Annotated in this window: 16 protein-coding genes and 1 pseudogene; 5 read left to right on the plus strand and 12 right to left on the minus strand. The window is 49.1% G+C overall.

The features are described from left to right. Positions 1 to 99 precede the first annotated feature (99 nt). Positions 100 to 783: a pyrimidine 5'-nucleotidase gene (gene yjjG, locus BZG84_RS11775; RefSeq protein WP_077678250.1), complete on the plus strand. Its 684-nt coding sequence runs from the start codon at positions 100 to 102 to the stop codon at positions 781 to 783. A gap of 67 nt (positions 784 to 850) precedes the next feature. Here the strand turns inward: yjjG and BZG84_RS11780 are convergent, their stop codons facing one another. Further along, complete coding sequence (locus BZG84_RS11780; RefSeq protein ID WP_077479139.1) at positions 851 to 1,156, minus strand: hypothetical protein; 306 nt, start codon at positions 1,154 to 1,156, stop codon at positions 851 to 853. Positions 1,157 to 1,527: 371 nt separating this feature from the next. Between BZG84_RS11780 and BZG84_RS11785 the strand changes: the two genes are divergently transcribed. Then, positions 1,528 to 2,022, plus strand: a complete 495-nt coding sequence (locus tag BZG84_RS11785) for a fasciclin domain-containing protein (RefSeq protein WP_077479140.1) — start codon at positions 1,528 to 1,530, stop codon at positions 2,020 to 2,022. 127 nt (positions 2,023 to 2,149) lie between these two features. Here BZG84_RS11785 and choV read toward each other — a convergent pair whose 3' ends face one another. The 10 genes and pseudogenes from choV to BZG84_RS11830 form a co-directional block, all read right to left on the minus strand. After that, positions 2,150 to 3,352: a choline ABC transporter ATP-binding protein gene (choV, locus tag BZG84_RS11790; RefSeq protein ID WP_077661769.1), complete on the minus strand. Its 1,203-nt coding sequence runs from the start codon at positions 3,350 to 3,352 to the stop codon at positions 2,150 to 2,152. Positions 3,353 to 3,362: 10 nt separating this feature from the next. Next, positions 3,363 to 4,205, minus strand: coding sequence for a choline ABC transporter permease subunit (choW, locus tag BZG84_RS11795; protein WP_077479142.1), 843 nt, complete (start codon positions 4,203 to 4,205; stop codon positions 3,363 to 3,365). A 54-nt stretch (positions 4,206 to 4,259) separates the two neighbouring features. Then, entirely contained in the window at positions 4,260 to 5,219 is a 960-nt protein-coding gene (locus BZG84_RS11800) for a choline ABC transporter substrate-binding protein (RefSeq protein ID WP_077678251.1), read from the minus strand. Between the two features lie 19 nt (positions 5,220 to 5,238). Further along, complete coding sequence (gene betA, locus BZG84_RS11805; RefSeq protein ID WP_077678252.1) at positions 5,239 to 6,963, minus strand: choline dehydrogenase; 1,725 nt, start codon at positions 6,961 to 6,963, stop codon at positions 5,239 to 5,241. A gap of 23 nt (positions 6,964 to 6,986) precedes the next feature. After that, positions 6,987 to 8,447 carry a betaine-aldehyde dehydrogenase gene (betB, locus tag BZG84_RS11810; RefSeq protein WP_077479145.1) on the minus strand — a complete coding sequence of 487 codons (1,461 nt, stop codon included), beginning with the start codon at positions 8,445 to 8,447 and terminating at the stop codon, positions 6,987 to 6,989. A gap of 54 nt (positions 8,448 to 8,501) precedes the next feature. After that, positions 8,502 to 9,104: a transcriptional regulator BetI gene (betI, locus tag BZG84_RS11815; RefSeq protein WP_069588030.1), complete on the minus strand. Its 603-nt coding sequence runs from the start codon at positions 9,102 to 9,104 to the stop codon at positions 8,502 to 8,504. Between the two features lie 68 nt (positions 9,105 to 9,172). Next, positions 9,173 to 9,310, minus strand: a pseudogene (locus BZG84_RS16225) (transcriptional regulator BetI); the annotation flags it as partial. Between the two features lie 665 nt (positions 9,311 to 9,975). Further along, the gene (gene cydB / locus BZG84_RS11820; protein WP_069588028.1) at positions 9,976 to 10,974 is read right to left on the minus strand and encodes a cytochrome d ubiquinol oxidase subunit II; all 999 of its coding nucleotides are present in this window, start codon (positions 10,972 to 10,974) and stop codon (positions 9,976 to 9,978) included. Next, on the minus strand, positions 10,971 to 12,314 hold the full coding sequence (locus tag BZG84_RS11825) for a cytochrome ubiquinol oxidase subunit I (RefSeq protein WP_077478999.1): 1,344 nt from the start codon (positions 12,312 to 12,314) through the stop codon (positions 10,971 to 10,973). The genes cydB and BZG84_RS11825 overlap by 4 nt, the downstream gene beginning before the upstream one ends. 18 nt (positions 12,315 to 12,332) lie before the next feature. Continuing rightward, a complete protein-coding gene (locus BZG84_RS11830) occupies positions 12,333 to 12,896 on the minus strand; it encodes a GbsR/MarR family transcriptional regulator (protein WP_069588024.1) in 564 nt (187 codons plus the stop codon). 422 nt (positions 12,897 to 13,318) lie between these two features. Between BZG84_RS11830 and BZG84_RS16550 the strand changes: the two genes are divergently transcribed. The 3 genes from BZG84_RS16550 to BZG84_RS11845 all read left to right on the plus strand — a co-directional run bounded on the left by BZG84_RS16550 (position 13,319) and on the right by BZG84_RS11845 (position 16,732). Then, a complete protein-coding gene (locus tag BZG84_RS16550; RefSeq protein WP_077479000.1) occupies positions 13,319 to 14,614 on the plus strand; it encodes a methyl-accepting chemotaxis protein in 1,296 nt (431 codons plus the stop codon). A 168-nt stretch (positions 14,615 to 14,782) separates the two neighbouring features. Next, on the plus strand, positions 14,783 to 16,099 hold the full coding sequence (locus tag BZG84_RS11840) for an HD-GYP domain-containing protein (RefSeq protein WP_241825788.1): 1,317 nt from the start codon (positions 14,783 to 14,785) through the stop codon (positions 16,097 to 16,099). 156 nt (positions 16,100 to 16,255) lie between these two features. Further along, positions 16,256 to 16,732 carry a Dps family protein gene (locus BZG84_RS11845; RefSeq protein WP_069588020.1) on the plus strand — a complete coding sequence of 159 codons (477 nt, stop codon included), beginning with the start codon at positions 16,256 to 16,258 and terminating at the stop codon, positions 16,730 to 16,732. 74 nt (positions 16,733 to 16,806) lie between these two features. On the opposite strand, the gene BZG84_RS11850 is transcribed toward BZG84_RS11845, so the two are convergent. After that, positions 16,807 to 18,936 (minus strand): glycoside hydrolase, encoded by a 2,130-nt coding sequence (locus BZG84_RS11850; protein ID WP_241825785.1) that lies wholly within the window; start codon positions 18,934 to 18,936, stop codon positions 16,807 to 16,809. Positions 18,937 to 18,949 lie beyond the last annotated feature (13 nt).

An 18,949-nucleotide genomic window follows, 5' to 3' on the forward strand; every position in this document is an offset into this window, starting at 1 on the left:
TGTTTCTCACCAAGGACGGTGAGTGCACAAAAAAGCCTCGAAGAGAACGGGCTTCATCTGTTACACTTCATTTACTTAACGTAAAGAGATGTAGTCACCATGCGGTATCCTTGGATTCTTTTTGATGCAGATGAAACACTGTTTCACTTTGATGCGTTTGCAGGACTGCAACGCATGTTTTCACACTATGATGTCGATTTCGACCAACACGCCTTTGCCGAATATTCAGAACTAAACAAACCTTTGTGGGTGCAATATCAAAATGGCGAGATAGACGCACACACACTGCAAACCAAACGCTTTACCCATTGGGGAAAGCGGCTTAGAGTGGCACCGACAACGCTAAATCAGCACTTTTTGGATGCCATGGCCGAAATCTGTGAGCCACTCCCAGGCGCAGAAGCATTGCTAAACGCGATTCGTCCACACGCACACATTGGTATTATCACCAATGGCTTTACCGCGTTACAGGATGTCCGTTTAGAAAAAACAGGGTTCAAGCCAGCCATTTCTACTCTCGTGGTATCCGAGCAAGTCGGTTTTGCCAAACCTGACCCACGCATCTTCGAGCATGCTTTTGCAAAGATGGGCCATCCTCCTAAGTCTCAAATCCTTATGGTCGGCGATAACCCAATGGCCGATGTCCTCGGTGGCATGCGCGCAGGAATAGACACATGCTGGTTGAATCGCAACAAAAAGCCCCTGCCAGAAGGCGTGACGCCCACCCACCAAGTGGACTCACTGCATGCGCTCCAAGCGTGGCTCATGCCTGACAACGCCTAATCATAAAAAAAGAGAGCCAATGCTCTCTTTTTTGCTTTCCAACGATGTCTTTGCCTAATGGGGCAAATTAGCTGCGGTCACCGGCAACAAAAGCGGCTTTTTCTGCTTGTTGGCCTTGGTCGGTATTTGCAACATAAGTCACTGAACCACTGTTTTGGTCTTGGCTGTAAATGAATACACGACCTGATTCGTCAGTCACTTTGCTGTCCATGCTTTTTGAGCTGGTCACTTTCGCGCCTTTAACGGCTTGACCTTGTTCAGTCACTGATACCCAAGCACCGCCTTCTGCAGGTTGTACGTCAAGGTTAAGACCGCTCGCCATTACTGAGGTTGATGCGAGTGTCAGTGCAAAAATAGCTGCTAATTTTTTCATGATTGTTTCCTCTCTCGTTGTCGATTGATTGTTATTAAACGCCAATCTCGGTGACCAATTGTCACCACAATGTCTCTATTTGAAGATTTTCTTTGCGACCTTTCGTCGCGGGACGAGAGAGAAGGTACGCCGATAAAAGTGTGCTCACAATCACGTTTATGCGAATGACTTGTTCGAAAAATTGCACGTGATTTCACGATCAATCAGGCGTAAAAGATCATAGATGTGTGCCTCTCCTTGCCTACCAAAAGTGATCCTCTTTGCCGTTTCACTCGTTTTGCCAAGAGCCATGACATTCCTGAGCAGTCACTCACTGTCATTGTTGATGATGGTTTGGTGAGGAATGACTAATCGATGAAAAGGAGAGCAACATGCTAAAACGTACCTTCACGAAATTTGCGGTGACTGCCGCCTTGATTCTAGGAATGGGAAGCGCGATGGCTGCGCACCACAAAGGCGGCCACGATATTGTGGACACAGCCGCAAAAAATGATGACTTTTCTACCCTTGTGGCCGCAGTCAAAGCTGCAGGGTTAGTGGATACCCTCAAAGGAGAAGGGCCATTTACCGTCTTTGCGCCCACCAACGCAGCATTCGCTAAACTGCCAGAAGGGACGGTGGACATGCTTCTCAAGCCCGAAAACAAGGATAAGCTTGTCGATATCCTCACCTATCATGTCGTGCCGGGTAAGGTAACCGCGGAACAAGTGATGGGTATGTCGTCCGCCACCACGGTACAAGGCCGTGACATTATGATTAAGACCTCTTATGGCAAAGTTAAAGTCGATAACGCGACTGTAACCAAAGCCGATATTATGACGTCAAACGGTGTCATTCATGTGATTGATACCGTGATCATGCCTTAGCGACCACGCTACTGAGCCTACGATTGTACAGATAGTGATTTGACCTGTGCGGTCAGTCGTCAGTGACAAAAAAGCCTGCTCCATGAGCAGGCTTTGTCGTTGGTTAGGATTTATTCGCTGACGTGAGTCAAGCCGCTTGGCTATCGCACGACTGCTGATACTTGCCGAGCAAGGCATGGTAGAAATCGTGATCGGAAAGCGTGCCAACCAATTTGCCATTTTCTACCAGTAGCACGGGTTTGTTGGTGTGATAGCGGATTTCAATCGCATCACGCATTTCGATATCAGGCGATGCCATTACAATGGTATCCGAGCTTACTTGTGATAAGTTTTCCATGTCTTTTTTCCATTCAGCCACACGCAAATGCTGTGTGCCCGCCATGGCCGACAATGCTCCCTGAGGCTCTACTGTCACCCAGATATCACGCTGATCGCACACCTTCCAACGGTTTTCAACGTGCGGCATGGTGTCGATATCTTTCATCATTGAGCGACCTTTCAGTACGTTCAATGGATTAGTGTGTGCCACAAAGTCGCGAACATAGTCCGTTTCCGGGCGCAGAACAATGTCTTCAGGCTTACCGTGCTGAATAAGCTGACCGGACTCCATGATGGCAATGTTGTTACCAATTTTCAGTGCCTCGTCCAGATCGTGGCTCACAAACAAAATCGTTTTGTTGAGTTTTTTCTGCAGCTCCAGTAGCTCGTCTTGTAGCTGAGCACGGATCAAGGGATCCAGTGCGGAAAACGGTTCATCCATCAGTAGAATGTCACTGTCCATCGCAAAAGCACGGGCCAAGCCAACACGCTGCTGCATACCGCCAGACAGTTCATGTGGATACTGATAGGCCCAATCCGCCAATCCCACCATTTCAAGTTTTTCTAATGCTTGCTTACGGCGTTCTTTTTTACTGATGCCTTTCATTTCTAGACCGAAGGCAACGTTATCCACCACAGTTAACCAAGGCATCAGAGCGAATTTTTGGAATACCATTGAGGCACGGTTGGTACGCAGATGACGCAGCGTTTGTGCATCCACACTCGCCATATCCACCATTTGGTCACCATCGCGCACCTCAAGGCTGCCACGGCTAATCGGGTTAAGGCCATTCACCGCCCGTAACAAGCTCGATTTACCTGAGCCAGATAAGCCCATCAATACGCAAATCTCACCTTCTTTTACATTAAGTGACACATTGTCCACACCCACGACTTGACCAGTTTGATCGATGATCTCTGATCGCGTTAAGCCTTTGTCGAGCAGGTCGAGTGCTGGTTGTACGTTGTCACCGAAAACAACATCAAGATTTTTAATTGCGATTGCGTCCATGGTATCCCCCTTATTCGTTGCCTTGGTTTGGTGCTTTACACAGGCGGTCAAGAATGATGGCTACCAATACAATCGCCAGACCCGCTTCAAAACCTTGAGAAATGTTGACAGTGTTTAGTGCGCGAACCACTGGCTTACCGAGGCCGTCAGCCCCCACTAGTGCGGCGATAACTACCATCGACAGTGACAACATAATACATTGCGTCACACCCGTCATAATGCTTGGCAGTGCCGCGGGCAATTCCACTTTAAACAAAAGCTTCATGCGGTTGGCGCCAAATGCACGGCCAGCTTCCACCAACTCCTCTGGCACACGTGTAATGCCGAGATAGGTCAAACGAATCGGTGCCGCAATCGCAAAGATGATGGTGGAAATCAGTCCCGGTACAATCCCTAAGCCGAACAGAACCAGCGTTGGAATCAAATATACAAAAGGCGGTACCGTCTGCATTAAGTCCAAGAGTGGACGCATGATGGTATACGCTAAGGGCCGGTGAGCAGCCATTATCCCAAGCGGTATGCCAATTAATACGGAAATCGTTGTCGCGGCAAACACCAGAACAAAGGTTTCCAGCATCTCTTGCCAGTAGCCCAGGTTGAGGATCAACAAGAGCGCACTCACAACAAAGATCACGATGGAAATTCGACGCTGCAGGTACCACGCTAACGCAGCTGTCATGATGATAGGCATTGCAGGTGGCATCCATTTAAAGATGTCGACCAAAAACATGATGCTGGTATCTAAACCAATCGAGATGGCATCAAAGAAGCCCGCGGCGTTCATGGTTAACCAGTCAACGCCATTTTCCATCCATTGACCGAGTGGGATCTTGTTATCTGTAATAATATTCACAATAAAACCTTAGGGGGCGGCGATTAAACCGCCCTCTCCTTCTACACTTTTTTGTTACGCTTCAGTCTTTTTAAGATATTCAGTCACAGCTTCTACGGCATTTTTACCGTCTAGTGTGGTGATACCATCTAGCCACTTGTTCAACACACTTGGGTTGTTACGTAGCCATTCGCGCGCTGCAATCTCTGGTTTCTCGCCGTCATTCAGGATTTTGCCCATCATTTCGTTTTCCATCTTGAGGCTAAACTCAAGCTGCTCGAGCATTTGACCCACATTCGAACATTGCTCGACATAGCCACTACGAACATTGGTATGAACCGTGGCACCGCCGTAGTTAGGGCCGAAGTAGTCATCTGCACCAGACAGATACTTCATATCAAAGTTGCTATTCATTGGGTGTGGGGCCCAACCTAGGAAAGCAACCCATTTGTCGCGGCGAACGGCACGCGAAACCTGTGACACCATGCCCGCTTCGCTTGATTCGATCAGGCGGAAATCTCCCAGATTGAAATCATTAGTATCAATCATTTTTTGGATTTGACGGTTACCGTCGTTACCAGGCTCGATGCCATAAATGCGTGAGTCGAATTTGTCAGCGTATTCCGCGATATCTGCAACACTGGTCACGCCTGCTTCGTAGACGTACTTAGGTACGGCAAGCGTGTATTTAGCGCCAGTCAGGTTGGCACGAACACTATCGATCGAGCCTTCATCTAGATATTTTTTAATATCGCCCGTTTGGGTTGGCATCCAGTTACCGAGGAATACGTCGATGTCGCCCGACGCCAGAGATGAAAAAGTTACAGGCAGTGACAGCAAGTCTGTCTCTGTTTTGTAGCCCATGCCTTTTAGCACTTCTGTGGTGATGGCTGTGGTTGAGGTCACGTCCGTCCAACCGATATCCGAGAAACGTACCGTCTCACATTGGTTGGCAGCAGCGCTAAACGCCACCATAGAGCTCAGGCCAACCGCGGTCATCAGGGTTTTGGTGGTCTTACGTTTGTTCATTGACATCTTGGATTCCTTGTAATGCTTACTGATTAGTTTCCAGTGAAGGCGCACCTTCGGTGGCTTTCTCACTTTGCGCGTTCTGATTGCGTTGCTTCTGCTGCCACTCAGCCGCAATCCATACTGGCACCTGCTCAGCAGGCAAGAGTGGCTTGTCGAGAATCATGTCAGCGGCGCGCTCCGCTACCATGATGGTTGGGGCATTCAAGTTGCCATTTGGAATGGTGGGGAAAATCGATGAATCCACCACGCGCAAACCTTGAATCCCTCGAACACGGCACTGCTCATCGAGTACCGCCATCGAATCGTTGTCTGCACCCATTTTGCAGGTACACGATGGGTGATACGCACTTTCCACGTTCTCTTTCACCCAACGATCAATCGCTTCGTCTGTGGTGACATCACGACCCGGTTGAATCTCTTCACCACGGAAGGGATCCATAGCACTTTGATCCATGATTTCACGGGTCAAACGAATGGTGTCGCGCCAGTCTTGGCGATCTTGTTCGGTAGTAATGTAATTAAACAGGATCGACGGTTTATCTTGCGGATCCGCTGACTTGATACGCACATGGCCGCGGCTTTCAGGCTTGTTTGGGCCCACATGGACTTGAAAACCATGCCCATCAAACGCCGCTTTACCGTCGTAACGCATCGCTGCAGGTAAAAAGTGGTACTGGATATTTGGCCACTTCAACCCTTTGCGTGAACGGATAAAGGCACATGATTCAAAATGGTTGGTGGCACCCAAGCCTTTACGGGTCAAGATCCACTCAGTACCGATCATTCCCTTGCTAATTAACCCCAGCTTGCTGTTGAGCGTAATCGGCGCTTTACAATGGAACTGGAAGTAAACTTCGAGGTGGTCTTGCAGGTTTTCACCCACACCCGGCAACTCATGCTTGACGTCAACACCGGCATTTTCCAGTACGTCACGTGCGCCAATACCTGAAAGTTGCAGCAGTTGCGGTGAGCCCACTGATCCCGCGCTGGAAATGACTTCTTTGTCTGCCATCACGCGTTCAATTTTGCCGCCTTTTTCAAATTCCACACCTACCGCACGTTTGCCTTCCAGCAAGACACGACGAGTCACAACACCCTTTTTCAAGGTCAGATTGCTGCGCTTCAGCGCGCGACGTAGGTAGGCATTTGACGTTGAAGCGCGCACACCCTTATCAACCGTCATATGCATCGGCCCAAAGCCTTCTTGCTGATAACCGTTGTAATCTTTGGTTTCTGGATAGCCTGCTTCGACACCCGCATCAATAAATGCTTGATAAAGCGGGTTGAGTTTCATGTCGTTGCCGTTACACGTACCGACAGGGCCCTGACCACCACGGTAAGTATCTTCACCGCCTGACCAGCTTTCTGCACGTTTGAAGTAAGGCAAGCAGCTAGCGTAATCCCAGCCATTGGCACCGTGCTCAACCCATTCTTCGAAATCGCAAGCGTGACCACGCACATAGACCATGCCATTAATAGATGAACTACCACCCAGCACTTTACCGCGTGGGCAATGTAGCTGACGGCCATCCAAGCCTGGCTCAGGCAAAGACTCAAACTGCCAAGCATAGCGTTTGGTATTCATGGGATAAGACAGCGCCGTAGGCATCTGAATAAAAATGCTTTTATCGGTGCCACCGGCTTCAAGCAATAGCACTTGATGTTCGCCGGACTCGGTGAGCCGATCCGCCAGCACACAGCCGGCCGAACCCGCGCCGACGATAATATAATCGTAGCGTTGTGACATATTGGTCGCTCCGTTAACTGAGGTTAGGCGTATGGGCTAGCGAAATCGCCTAGCTCAATCAGTACACTCTTGGTTTGGGTATAGTGAGTCAGGGTCTCGACACCATTCTCACGGCCGATGCCTGATTGCTTGTAGCCACCGACAGGCATTTCTGCTGGCGAATCACCCCAGGTGTTCACCCAACAAATACCGGCTTCAAGCTGATGGATCACGCGATGCGCACGCGACAGGTTTTGGGTAAAGATGCCCGCTGCCAACCCATAATGGGTATTGTTGGCACGACGAATGACCTCTTCCTCGTCTGAGAAACGCAACACTGACATCACAGGGCCAAAGATCTCGTCGCGCACATGCGCCATGTTGTCATCACAATCGGTGAAGATAGTCGGGGCCACAAAGTTACCTTTGTCGAGACCATTCTCCATTAAGCGTTCGCCGCCAGTTAGCAGGGTGGCACCACTTGCTTTCGCGCCTTGAATGGCCGTCATCACTTTTTCAAGGTGCTCGGTTGAAATCAATGCACCAACTTGGGTGTTCATATCCATTGGATCGCCGACGACCAGTTTCTCGGTGCGCGATTTCAGCTGCTCGACAAACGCGTCATAAATGCTGTCGTGAACAAAGACACGGGTACCGTGTGTACATACCTCACCTTGGGTATAGAAGTTGGCGACCATAGCCGCAGATACCGCATTGTCTAAATCCGCATCATCAAACACGATACAAGGTGACTTACCACCCAGTTCCATGGTGACTGATTTCAGGGTCTTCGCGGCATCACCCATCACGGTCTTACCGGTACCGACTTCACCGGTGAAAGAAACCTTGGCAATCTCTGGGTGTGCTGTCAGCATTTGGCCAACACGATAATCACCTTGCACCACATTGAATACGCCGTCAGGCATACCGGCTTCAGTGAAGATCTCTGCCAACTTAAGGGCTGTAAGCGGGGTTTCTTCCGATGGCTTGAATACCATGGCATTGCCTGCCGCCAATGCTGGCGCTGATTTCCACATCGCAATTTGAATCGGATAGTTCCACGCACCAATGCCTGCACACACGCCAAGTGGCTCACGACGGGTGTAGAAAAATTGGTTGTCAGACAGCGGTTGCTGCTCACCTTGCATGGATGGCACCAGATTGGCGAAATATTCAATCGCATCAGCACCGGTTACCACATCAACCTCAATCGCTTCTTGCAACGGCTTACCCGTATCAAGGACTTCCAGTTTCGCCAGTTCATCATTGCGCTCACGCAACAAAGCAACCGCCTTCAATAGAATTCGGCTACGCTCCATCGCGGTCATGCGAGACCAAACGGCAAAGCCTTCTTTTGCGGCATCAATCGCTTTCTGCACATCGTCTGCAGAAGCTTGGCCGATCTGTGCCAGTGTTTCACCCGTTGCAGGGTTCACGGTGGCAAAGTATTCACCACTGGATACGTCAGTTAACTGACCATTAATAAAAAGCGTTTTCGCGTCCATGATTAATCCTGAATTCTTTTCTGTTCGTGTGTGCATGTCAGCTGCTATCCCGGGTTAGCCCTGAGGACGACCATAAAAGGTCAGTTGCTTATCTAAATAGTCATTGATAATGGTGCGAGCGTTATTGGCATCAATACCTTTAGGGTTCAATGCACCGCGCAACCAAATACCATCAATCAATGCTGCAATCCCCTGAGCAACCATGACAGCCTGCTCGACCGGCAATAGCGCTTTAAGCTCAATACGCAAATGCGACAGCAAGCGCTTCTCGTTCACGCGCTGTAAACGATGTAACTCATTGTCATGCATGGCATATGACCAGAACGCGAGCCAAGTTTTCACCACATCGGATTGGGCCTGAAAACCTTCAAAGTTCGCGTTAATGATCGCATTAATACGCGCTTGGTGGTGATGACGAGGGATCCCACGCAACGTGTTAATGACAGTGGCTGAAAGCTCGCGCAATACCACGCGCATTGTTTCTTCCAGCAAACCATGCTTACCACCAAAATAGTGGTTGATAATGCCTGTTGATACGCCGGCTTCCTTACTAATCAAAGAGATACTTGCCGCATGTAGACCAACGCGACCAATCACAGTCATGGTGGCTTTAACGAGCTGCGGTTTACGTACTTCCGGCATCCCTACCTTAGGCATTGTTGCTCCCATTCGTTTTTAATTGAACGATTAGTTAAATATAATCTTACACGCTAATATTTAGATCNGATAATGCCTGTTGATACGCCGGCTTCCTTACTAATCAAAGAGATACGTGCCGCATGTAGACCAACGCGACCAATCACAGTCATAGTGGCATTAACGGGCTGCGGTTTACGTACTTCCGGCATCCCTACCTTAGGCATTGTTGCTCCCATTCGTTTTTAATTGAACGATTAGTTAAATATAATCTTACACGCTAATATTTAGATCTCAAATAGATTTTTTAACCAAATCGCTACACGACCAACCCTCAAAAAACAGAAACATACAACTACAACAATGATTTAGGTCAATTTCAAAAAGGTTTGTTCCAGATCAAATCTTTTGTGCTGATAGCAGTATTTGTGAACAAATCGGTCGAAATTCCACCACAAAGCTATGGTGGCGCAGGAAATAGTAAGGGGAATAAGGATTCATTTTCACTCAATGCGGGCCGAAACCAACCGCGAGTCAAGGATTCAAAACACGCTCAACGCTGAGCCAAAAATGCGAAAATGAGCGACAAAACGCAAAATTTAACCGACGTTATCTACAAAAAGAGGAGGGACGCCAGTCTGAAAGCACGCATCAGCTGATCACAAACCATGATGGGCCACTCCAGCTAGAGCGTCGAGAAGCACAAACTATAACGAGATATAACCTTTCGCGCGACCAATATTTAGGGCCCGAAATATTGATCAAAAAGGCTGGTTACCGCTAACCGTTTTATCGTGACGGGCATACCATCGCTATCACACTCAAACGCCGAGCAAAAAAAAGCCCAGCGTCTATCGCTGGGCTCATCGACTAGGGGTGTGTTACGTATGGCTTACTCGTAGTTAAGCTCGGTGGCTTTTCCTGAGAAGACACGGTACACAAAGAGGGTGTATAAGAAGATCATCGGTAGCACGAACATCGCACCGTAACCGACAATCAACAGGGTACCAGTGGCACTCGCCGCCTCTTTCGCCGTCATCACGCCGGGGATAATGTCAGGGAAGAAGCTGTATGCTAAGCCAAAAAAGCTCATTGCAAACAAAATGATCGCGCCAATGAATGGGAACTGATAGCCCACATCATTTTCGACCGGTACGTGACGCAGATAGCGGTCTACCAACAACATAATGGCAAGACACACCAGTGGCACGGGTGCCAGTAATAAAATCTCAGGGAAGCCAAACCAACGCTCGGCTACTGTCTCACTCACCAGCGGATTGACAATACTGATAGCTAATACGCCAAGCGCCGCAAGCCAGCCACCGCGGCGAGACCATTTCGCCGCGCGCTTTTGCAAGTCCCCTTCCGTTTTCATCACCAGCCAAGTGCCACCAATATAGATGTAGGCGGCGGTCACACAAAGGCCACTTAACAGTGCGAACAAATACGCCCCTGTGCTGTCATCAAACGCCAGTACATAGCGGCCAATCATGTAGCCTTGTGTCATCGACGCGATAAACGAGCCCGCTTTAAAGCAGCGATCCCAAAGGTCTTTGCGCTCTGGTTTCACTTTGGCACGAAAATCAAACGACACACCACGTAGAATAAGACCCGCCAGCATCACGGATGTAGGCAAATACAACTCGGTCAAAATCATGCTGTGTGCCGCAGGAAAGGCAATCAACAACAAACCTACCGCCAGTACCAACCACGTCTCGTTCGCATCCCAGAATGGGCCAATCGATGCAATCATACGGTCTCGCTGCGCTTGGTTGCAGCTCGGCAACAGCATCCCCACTCCAAGGTCGTAGCCATCGAGCACGGCATACATAAATACCGAGAAGCCAAACAGCAGCAGATAAATTTCAGGCAGATAAGGAGTTATGCTCATGCGTTCACCTCTTTATTCGGCTGAGCGTGGTTGTCTGACTGGTACTCGGGCAGACGTTTTTTGGCTAAGAAGAACAAGGTACGGATATACGCCACCATCAACACCGCGTAGAGCGTAAGGTAGATAGTTAACGTAATGCCGACATGCGAGCTTGCCACGGGTGTCACCGCATCCGCGGTTTTTAGCACCCCCTGCACTAGCCAAGGTTGACGACCGATCTCTGTGACATACCAGCCTGAAAGCGTGGCTACCCAACCCGAGAATGTCATGGCGACCAGCCCCATCAGATGCCACTTCGGCATCGGTTGATTACGCCATACGCGATAAGCGGTAAACCAGCTCACCACCAGCATAAGCACACCCACTCCGACCATAATGCGGAAGCCGAAGAACAATGGCTTCACCGGCGGATGATACTCAAAGCTTTCTAAGCCTTTGATCTCACCGTCGAGTTTGTGAGTCAAAATCAAGCTCGCCAGATTCGGGATCCCCACTTCAAAGTCGTTAGAGCGTGTTTCTTCGTTTGGAACCGCAAACAGCAGCAAAGGCGCGCCCTGCTCGGTTTCCCACACACCTTCCATCGCCGCGATTTTTTGTGGCTGATGCTCGAGTGTGTTTAGGCCGTGCATGTCACCAACAAGCACCTGCAATGGGATCAGAATTGCTGCAGCGGTAATACCCACTTTCAAAGGCTTGTCCGATACGCCTGAAGTCGGTGACTTTAATTTCTGATAAGCAGAGATCCCCGCGATTAAGAAAGAAGCGGTCAAACCAGACGCTAATAGCATATGGCTTAAGCGGTATGGCATCGACGGATTGAAAATCACTTCAAACCAGCTAGTTGGGTGCACCACACCATCAATGATTTCAAAACCGGTTGGGGTATGCATCCAGCTATTGAGCACCAAAATCCAGAATGCAGAAATGGTGGTACCAATCGCCACGAGCAGGGTTGCGAGGGTATGAACCCAATTCGGCACACGGTTCTTACCAAACAACATAATGCCAAGGAAGGTGGCTTCCATGAAAAATGCCGTCATCACTTCATAACCCAATAATGGGCCAGCGATGTTGCCGACTTTCTCCATAAATCCGGGCCAGTTGGTCCCGAATTGGAAGCTCATCGTGATGCCGGACACTACGCCCAGCGCGAAGGTCAACGCAAACACTTTGACCCAGAAGTAATAGGTATCTAGCCAGATTTGCTCACCGGTACGGTTATATCTGAACTTGAAAAACACCAGCATCCACCCTAAGGCGATCGTTATAGTGGGAAAAAGGATGTGAAAGCTGATGTTGGCCGCAAATTGGATCCGCGACAACATTAAGGTATCTAACATGACATTACCCTCAGGAGTTTAACTGCCCGATTGTTCGTTGGACTTACTGTGAAACAACTTGCCAGACAGCTCGAGAAGCTTGCCGACACTGCTGCCCAGTTTCATCAGGTTCTTCAAATGCTCAGGTTTCATTTGCTGAACATCGTCAAACCAATGGTTAAACAGCTCGAGAAGATCGTGGATCTCATGCAACTGCTTAACCGAATGACTCTCAGCGTCATCTTCACTTCGCATAAAGTGTGCACGCAGCATAGATAAGGTGGGATCCACCTCTCGCTTCTTCCTCTCAGCGAGTACCTGCTGCGCCAACTCCCAGATGGTGCCGTTAGGCACAAAGTAATCCTTTCTATCTCCGGGGGTACGCTGTGAGCGAATCAAGTTCCAGCCGTGCAATTCTTTGGTTGCCATGCTGACATTGCCACGAGATATATTGAGCGCCGACACAATGTCATCGGCACTTAACGGTTTTTCACTCAACACAATCAGTGCCAGCATTTCGCCGACCGAGCGGTTAAATCCCCACCGACTTCCCATTTCGCCGAAATGCATCACCACATTTCTTAGCTCTTGCGACAGCTCCATCTTGATCTCCCTCACAGTGCTTCTGGGGAATGATACGGAGTTTCTTTGCTGAGGATCAATGAATATTTCGAATTTTCAGAAATTATTGAAAATAAAAAAGTCGATTTGTAACAAGGAATGAAGGAGAGTTATGAATACGTTACATTTGCGGGAAGGAGAATCGACTAAGACTGCATAGGTTAAGCGCTTTCGCCGCACAGCGAAAGAGCGATGACATACTCAGATACATATTTGATAGATTTATAAACAACGGTAGTCATTTGAATCACCAACAAATAAGGTAGCTATCATTATGAGCGATGAATAATTTTCTGGAAAAACTGCGCCTAGCCTTACTCGGACATCTACACTTTTACGAGCATATGTGGAGTCTATAAAAAGGTAATGACTCCGCGGGTTTGGACAACGGGAAGTAAGTAGTTATGTTCAAAAAGACTCAACGCGCGCTAGACGCTTGCCAGAAAGAAAAAGCAGAGCTTCAAGCAGAGCTTAATGCTCTCCAACAACACATCGCCTCAATTTTATTTACGCCCGACGGGACGGTCATCGATGTGAATGATCGTTTACTTGCCATTATCGGTTACCAGCGAGACGAGGTAATCGGTCAGCATCACCGCGCAGTCTGTTTTGAGGACACGGCAAACTCGTCAGAATATCGCCAATTCTGGCAAGCACTGGCGCAAGGAAAATCTCAGCAAGGCGTGTTTAGACGCCGCCACAAAGAGGGGCATGAAATCTGGATGGAAGCAACCTATGTGCCCATCAAAGATGAAAATGGGAAAGTCACCAAGATACGTAAACTTGCCGCTGACGTTACCCAGCGATACCAACAATCAAAGCGTCAAGACGCTATATTGGAAGCCATTGATCGCTCATTGGCAGTAATAGAATTTGAGCCGGACGGTACTATTATTCGCGCCAATAAAAATTTTCTTAGTACGGTCCACTATAAAGACAGTGAGATTATCGGTCAGCATCACCGTATTTTTTGCGACCAAGACTTCTACGATGAGCTCCCCCACTTTTGGCAATCACTGGCAGACGGTCAATTCACCGCAGGACAATATTTACGCCGCGATAAATACGGCAATGAGGTATGGCTAGAAGCCACGTACAACCCTGTGTTCGATGCCAATGGACGAGTAGTGAAAGTGATTAAATTTGCTACTAACATCACAGATACCGTCAAGAAAAATCAGGCTGTGAATCATGCAGCTGAACTGGCTCAAGCGTCGTCTGAGCAAACGCTAAAAGACAGTGAAAGCGGTAGCGTGCTATTGCAAGAAGCGGTGCAGCTATCGCAAAACGTTTCTGAACAAGCAATAGAAGCCTCCAACCAGGTCAATCAGCTGAACCAACATGCGCAAAGCATTGAAAACATCGTCACCACCATCAAACAAATTGCCGAGCAAACCAATTTGCTCGCATTGAATGCCGCTATTGAGGCTGCTCGAGCCGGTGAACAGGGACGTGGTTTTGCGGTCGTGGCAGATGAAGTACGCGGTTTATCACAGCGAACCAGTAAATCGACCACCGAAATCGCGGATGTGGTTGATGAAAACCTGCAACTGATTAAGGGGGTCAGTGAGGCGATGGAAAGAGTAAGTGAACAGTCCACGCTCGGACAAGAAAAAGTCACGGCGGTGGATGAAGTGATGAAAGATATCCATGCCGGTGCGCAAGAAGTCTCGGATACGGTTCGAGGACTGACTCACTGAATAAAATACACATCGTCAACGGCCGTATAGATAACTAATAACCTAACACCGAGCCATTGGATTATGCGTCAACAATCAGATGAGATTAGCGTGCCAGATATACCTTGCCAGCCATCGTCCGAGTTACGCCTATCGGAGCTCATTGTCGCGCTGAGTACGGCGCTCGACATGACCGAAGGTCAACCTCCCGAGCACTGTATGCGTTGTGCTTGGATGGGCATGAAGCTGGCCGATGCGCTCGATTTTTCGCCCCAGCAGCGTCACGATCTTTTCTATGCCTTGCTGTTAAAAGATGCGGGGTGCAGTAGCAATGCCGCACGGATCTGCGAGCTTTATCTCACTAACGATTTATCCTTTAAGCAACGCTATAAAATTGTCGATGGCAGTTTATCTAGCGTGCTCAATTTCGTGCTCAAAAATACCGGTGTTAAACGGAGCTTCATGGAAAAGCTTTCCACGACGTTAGATATCATACGAAACGGGGATATGTATGCCCAGGAGCTGATTGAAACCCGTTGTACGCGTGGTGCAGAAATTGTGCGTGAACTAAGGTTTAGCGAGGCAGTTGCCAACGCGGTTTACGCCCTAGACGAGCACTATGATGGAGGTGGACGCCCTGACAGTTTAAGCGGTGACGCGATCCCTCTTTATGCACGTATCGCTTTGATGACCCAAGTTATTGATGTTTTTCGCACCGAATCCGGCATTGAAGCGGCACTACAAGAAATCAAAGCGCGGCGAGGAACTTGGTTTGACCCTCACCTGGTAGATACATTTATTGAATGCGCTAACGCCCCCCACTTTTGGCAGCACCTTGATGCCCCCCAACTGAAAGAACAGGTCCTATCGATGGCTCCTGCTACCGCAACGGTGTGGGTGGATGACAACTACCTTGATGCGATAGCCGCTGCCTTTGGCCGTATTGTCGATGCCAAGAGCCCGTTCACGTCCGGCCATAGCGAGCGAGTAGCTGTGTATGCAAGCTTGATCGCAGACGAGCTTGGCGTGAGCGAGCAGGACAAAAAGTGGCTCAAGCGCGGCGCGTTGCTCCATGACGTCGGTAAACTGGGTGTTAGCAACGATATTCTTGATAAACCCGGTAAACTTGACGACGACGAGTGGGAGCAGGTCAAGCAACATGCCGCATTGAGTAAAACGATTCTCTCGAAGATCCAGCAATTCCACGATCTCGCCCAATTCGCGAGCGCGCACCATGAGAAGCTCGATGGTACCGGTTACCCCGATGGAGTACAGGGCGGGGATATATCACTTCTAACACGCATCATTACTACCGCGGATATATTCGACGCCATCACTGCAGAGCGGCCGTATCGTGGTCCTATTCCCGTGGATAAGGCGCTGAGTATCATGCGTGAAGAGGTGGATACGGCAATCGACCAACGGTGTTTGGATGCGCTCATTGCTGGACTCGATACCCTTCCCGATCACTTTATGGTCCACGACGCTACGTCGATCACATCATAGGCACGCCCTATCAGGTATATAGGTTTAACCCATTTTCTTTTTTGATATCGGGCAGTTATCCTATTTCCATCATTTGAAGCGACACCGTTTCCAGTGCTTGGCGTTTGCTATCTGTAGACGTCAAACACATTGATTTTGCCACTAAGGAGGCATTAGATGAGTAAACAAGCAGCATTGATTGGACTAGACAGCAGCAAAGCCGCCGAGCTAGGCGCGCGTTTGGACACACTATTGGCGAACTATCAAGTGCTTTACACCAATGTGCGTGGCTTTCACTGGAACATCAAAGGTAACGACTTTTTCGAGTTGCACACTAAATTTGAAGAAATTTACACCGATCTTCAAACCAAGATTGATGAAGTCGCTGAACGTATTCTCACTATCGGTGGTACTGCTGAGCACCGCTTTAGCGAGTATTTGAAAGTCAGTGAGATCAAAGAGCACGATCCTGAAGCGAATGGCCAAGCTGGTGTCCGCGCACTGGTTGAAGGCTTCAGTGTTTTGATCGCCCTGCAGCGCGACATCATGAACCTTGCTGGTGATGCAGGCGATGAAGGGACATCTGCGCTAATGAGTGATTACATCCGCGAGCAGGAAAAACTGATGTGGATGCTCAACGCTTACTTAAACTAACCATGAGTCAGTAGGATTCAGCAAAAAGCCCGCGTGATGCGGGCTTTTTTATATTCTGTTAGCGCACCTTAACCCTACTCAGACACAGACCAAACCACTTGCGTTCCATCACTCAACTGCGCCATCAAGCCTTTTGCGGGCACAGTGATGCCCGACATACCGACTGGTTGGTCGGTAAAGTTGGCGGTTAGCGTCGACCCATCGCTAAATTGGGTCTGCTGCACGCGTCCGCGTTCGTCCAACCAGCGAAAGTCCACCAAGGCTTTGTCCCAAAGGGCTTGATGAATTGGCATAAAGCCCTGTTGGTAATGTTTAATCGCACGAATCCGAGGTTGCGATGGCGACGTTGCTTCATCACGACTTAAATGCACCATGGCGGGTACATTATAGAGCATGGCCAATAAATCTCGCTCGGCTCGGACATTGGTAAACTTTAGGCTATCGCTATGCCAATGGTGGCTATTGATCACCTCATCATGGAACACCGCTTGATAAAGCGGGATACGAAATTGGGGCGCAAATAACAATGCTTGGTACAGCGGCTTCACTTTCGCCGGCTGAAAGAAAAAAGCGGGCTTGTTATCCGGATACCAAGGACCGAGATAATAGGGAGATGCACGATTAGACTTCATGTCTTTATCTGTCCATCCAAAACCAATCGTTTCTAGGCCATGAGCAAAAGCGATGCCCTGCGTGGTCAAACTGTTGCCATCTTCCGAGCCCAACACGACAGCCTGACGATCTACGATCGATTTCATCCGTTGATTGAACGCCGCCAGCATATCGACTTCGCGAGTATCCCGGCGATAATCTTCTCGCGCCATCGCAGTCGCATCCACATCAATAAACAAGCTATTGAAATGTCCATATTTAATGATATCGGCGATACGCTGAGCGACATAATCAACATCACAGGCAGGATTGAGATAGAAGCCGTTGCCGCGAAACCCTTTTTTCAATTTGCCATTGCGCTGTTCAATCGCACACGATGTGCGCATCACATCCGGTAATTGTGCAGTCAGCCAGCTATCGTTCACGCCACGTGGGATCGCGGTATTGTAGGAGTCATAGGGGCCAATTAAATAGCCCGCTTGCTTGGCTTTTTCGACGACATGCGGCTGATAAAATGCCGGCATCCAATTGTCCAAGCCTAACCACAATTGACGGATACCCGCTTTGTGTAAACTGTCGAGCATCTCAGTGGAAAGCCCCTGCCCCCACTGGTCTGCCGGTTTAAGGTACTGTCCTGCCCTCGAAGCTAACCACTTTTTACGTTGCTGCGCGGCCTGATACTGCTGTTTGATGGTATTGTCTTTTTCGGTGGGAGCGGTCGCCGAAAAGATCTCTGCCAATGCACGATTAATGCCATTCACCAAAGTGTTTTTATGATATTTGCTAAACCAGCCTTGGTCACCGGAAAGCTCTCGGAGCACCGCTTTGGTCTCATCATCAAGCGGCAATGGTGACGTATTCAGCGCCCAATGTTTAAGTCCCCACCAATCCTTCACATCATCACGCGCAAGCGGTCCTTGACCAAATAAATACACATGGGTCGCGCCAATTAGCTTGGCCGTTTCAGGGTTTTGTTGCACTTTTTTCGCCAACGAGGTTGCTTGATGCTGCCCTTGCCGCCACTGGCGATACCATTTAGCCCCATCCAATGGATGCTGACCCGGTTTAATCCTTACCACAAAGGGGTCATGGCGATTTAACGGCGTAAAGGTATGAACCGCGCCCGTCGCAAGTTTGTCATGTTTGCGAGCAAAACTCAGTCGGTTATTGGTGGCGGTGACTAGATGGTAACTGACATATTGACGACCTATCTGAGCTGTCCAAAACGGCATTTTTAGATCTTGCGTGGTATTCGCACCATCTCGGCTTGCCTGCAGATAGTCAATCCATTGCGGATGATCCGTGGGTATTCGCATTCCTTCGCTAAACGGCAATAATAAGGCTTGGGTGTCCTCGACCGGTAAATTAAACCAATTCACTGAAACGGGGCGTTGGCGTGTCACTTTAGCGTTGTCATCCAACGACATAGACAACGTCAACACGTTATCCAAGGTGGCAGATACCTCGATATTGGCAGGTACCCAGCGCCAGTTAACTTGATTTGGCGCTAGGTGACGTATATTCACCACCTGCTGGGGCTGCTGACCCACCGCCAAATTAGCGTCATTAATGGGTAGGCTGTCCCAGTGCATCCTCAGATCGCTA

The sequence above is a fragment of the Salinivibrio sp. PR932 genome, assembly GCF_001996125.1.
Taxonomy (GTDB): Bacteria; Pseudomonadota; Gammaproteobacteria; order Enterobacterales; family Vibrionaceae; genus Salinivibrio; species Salinivibrio proteolyticus.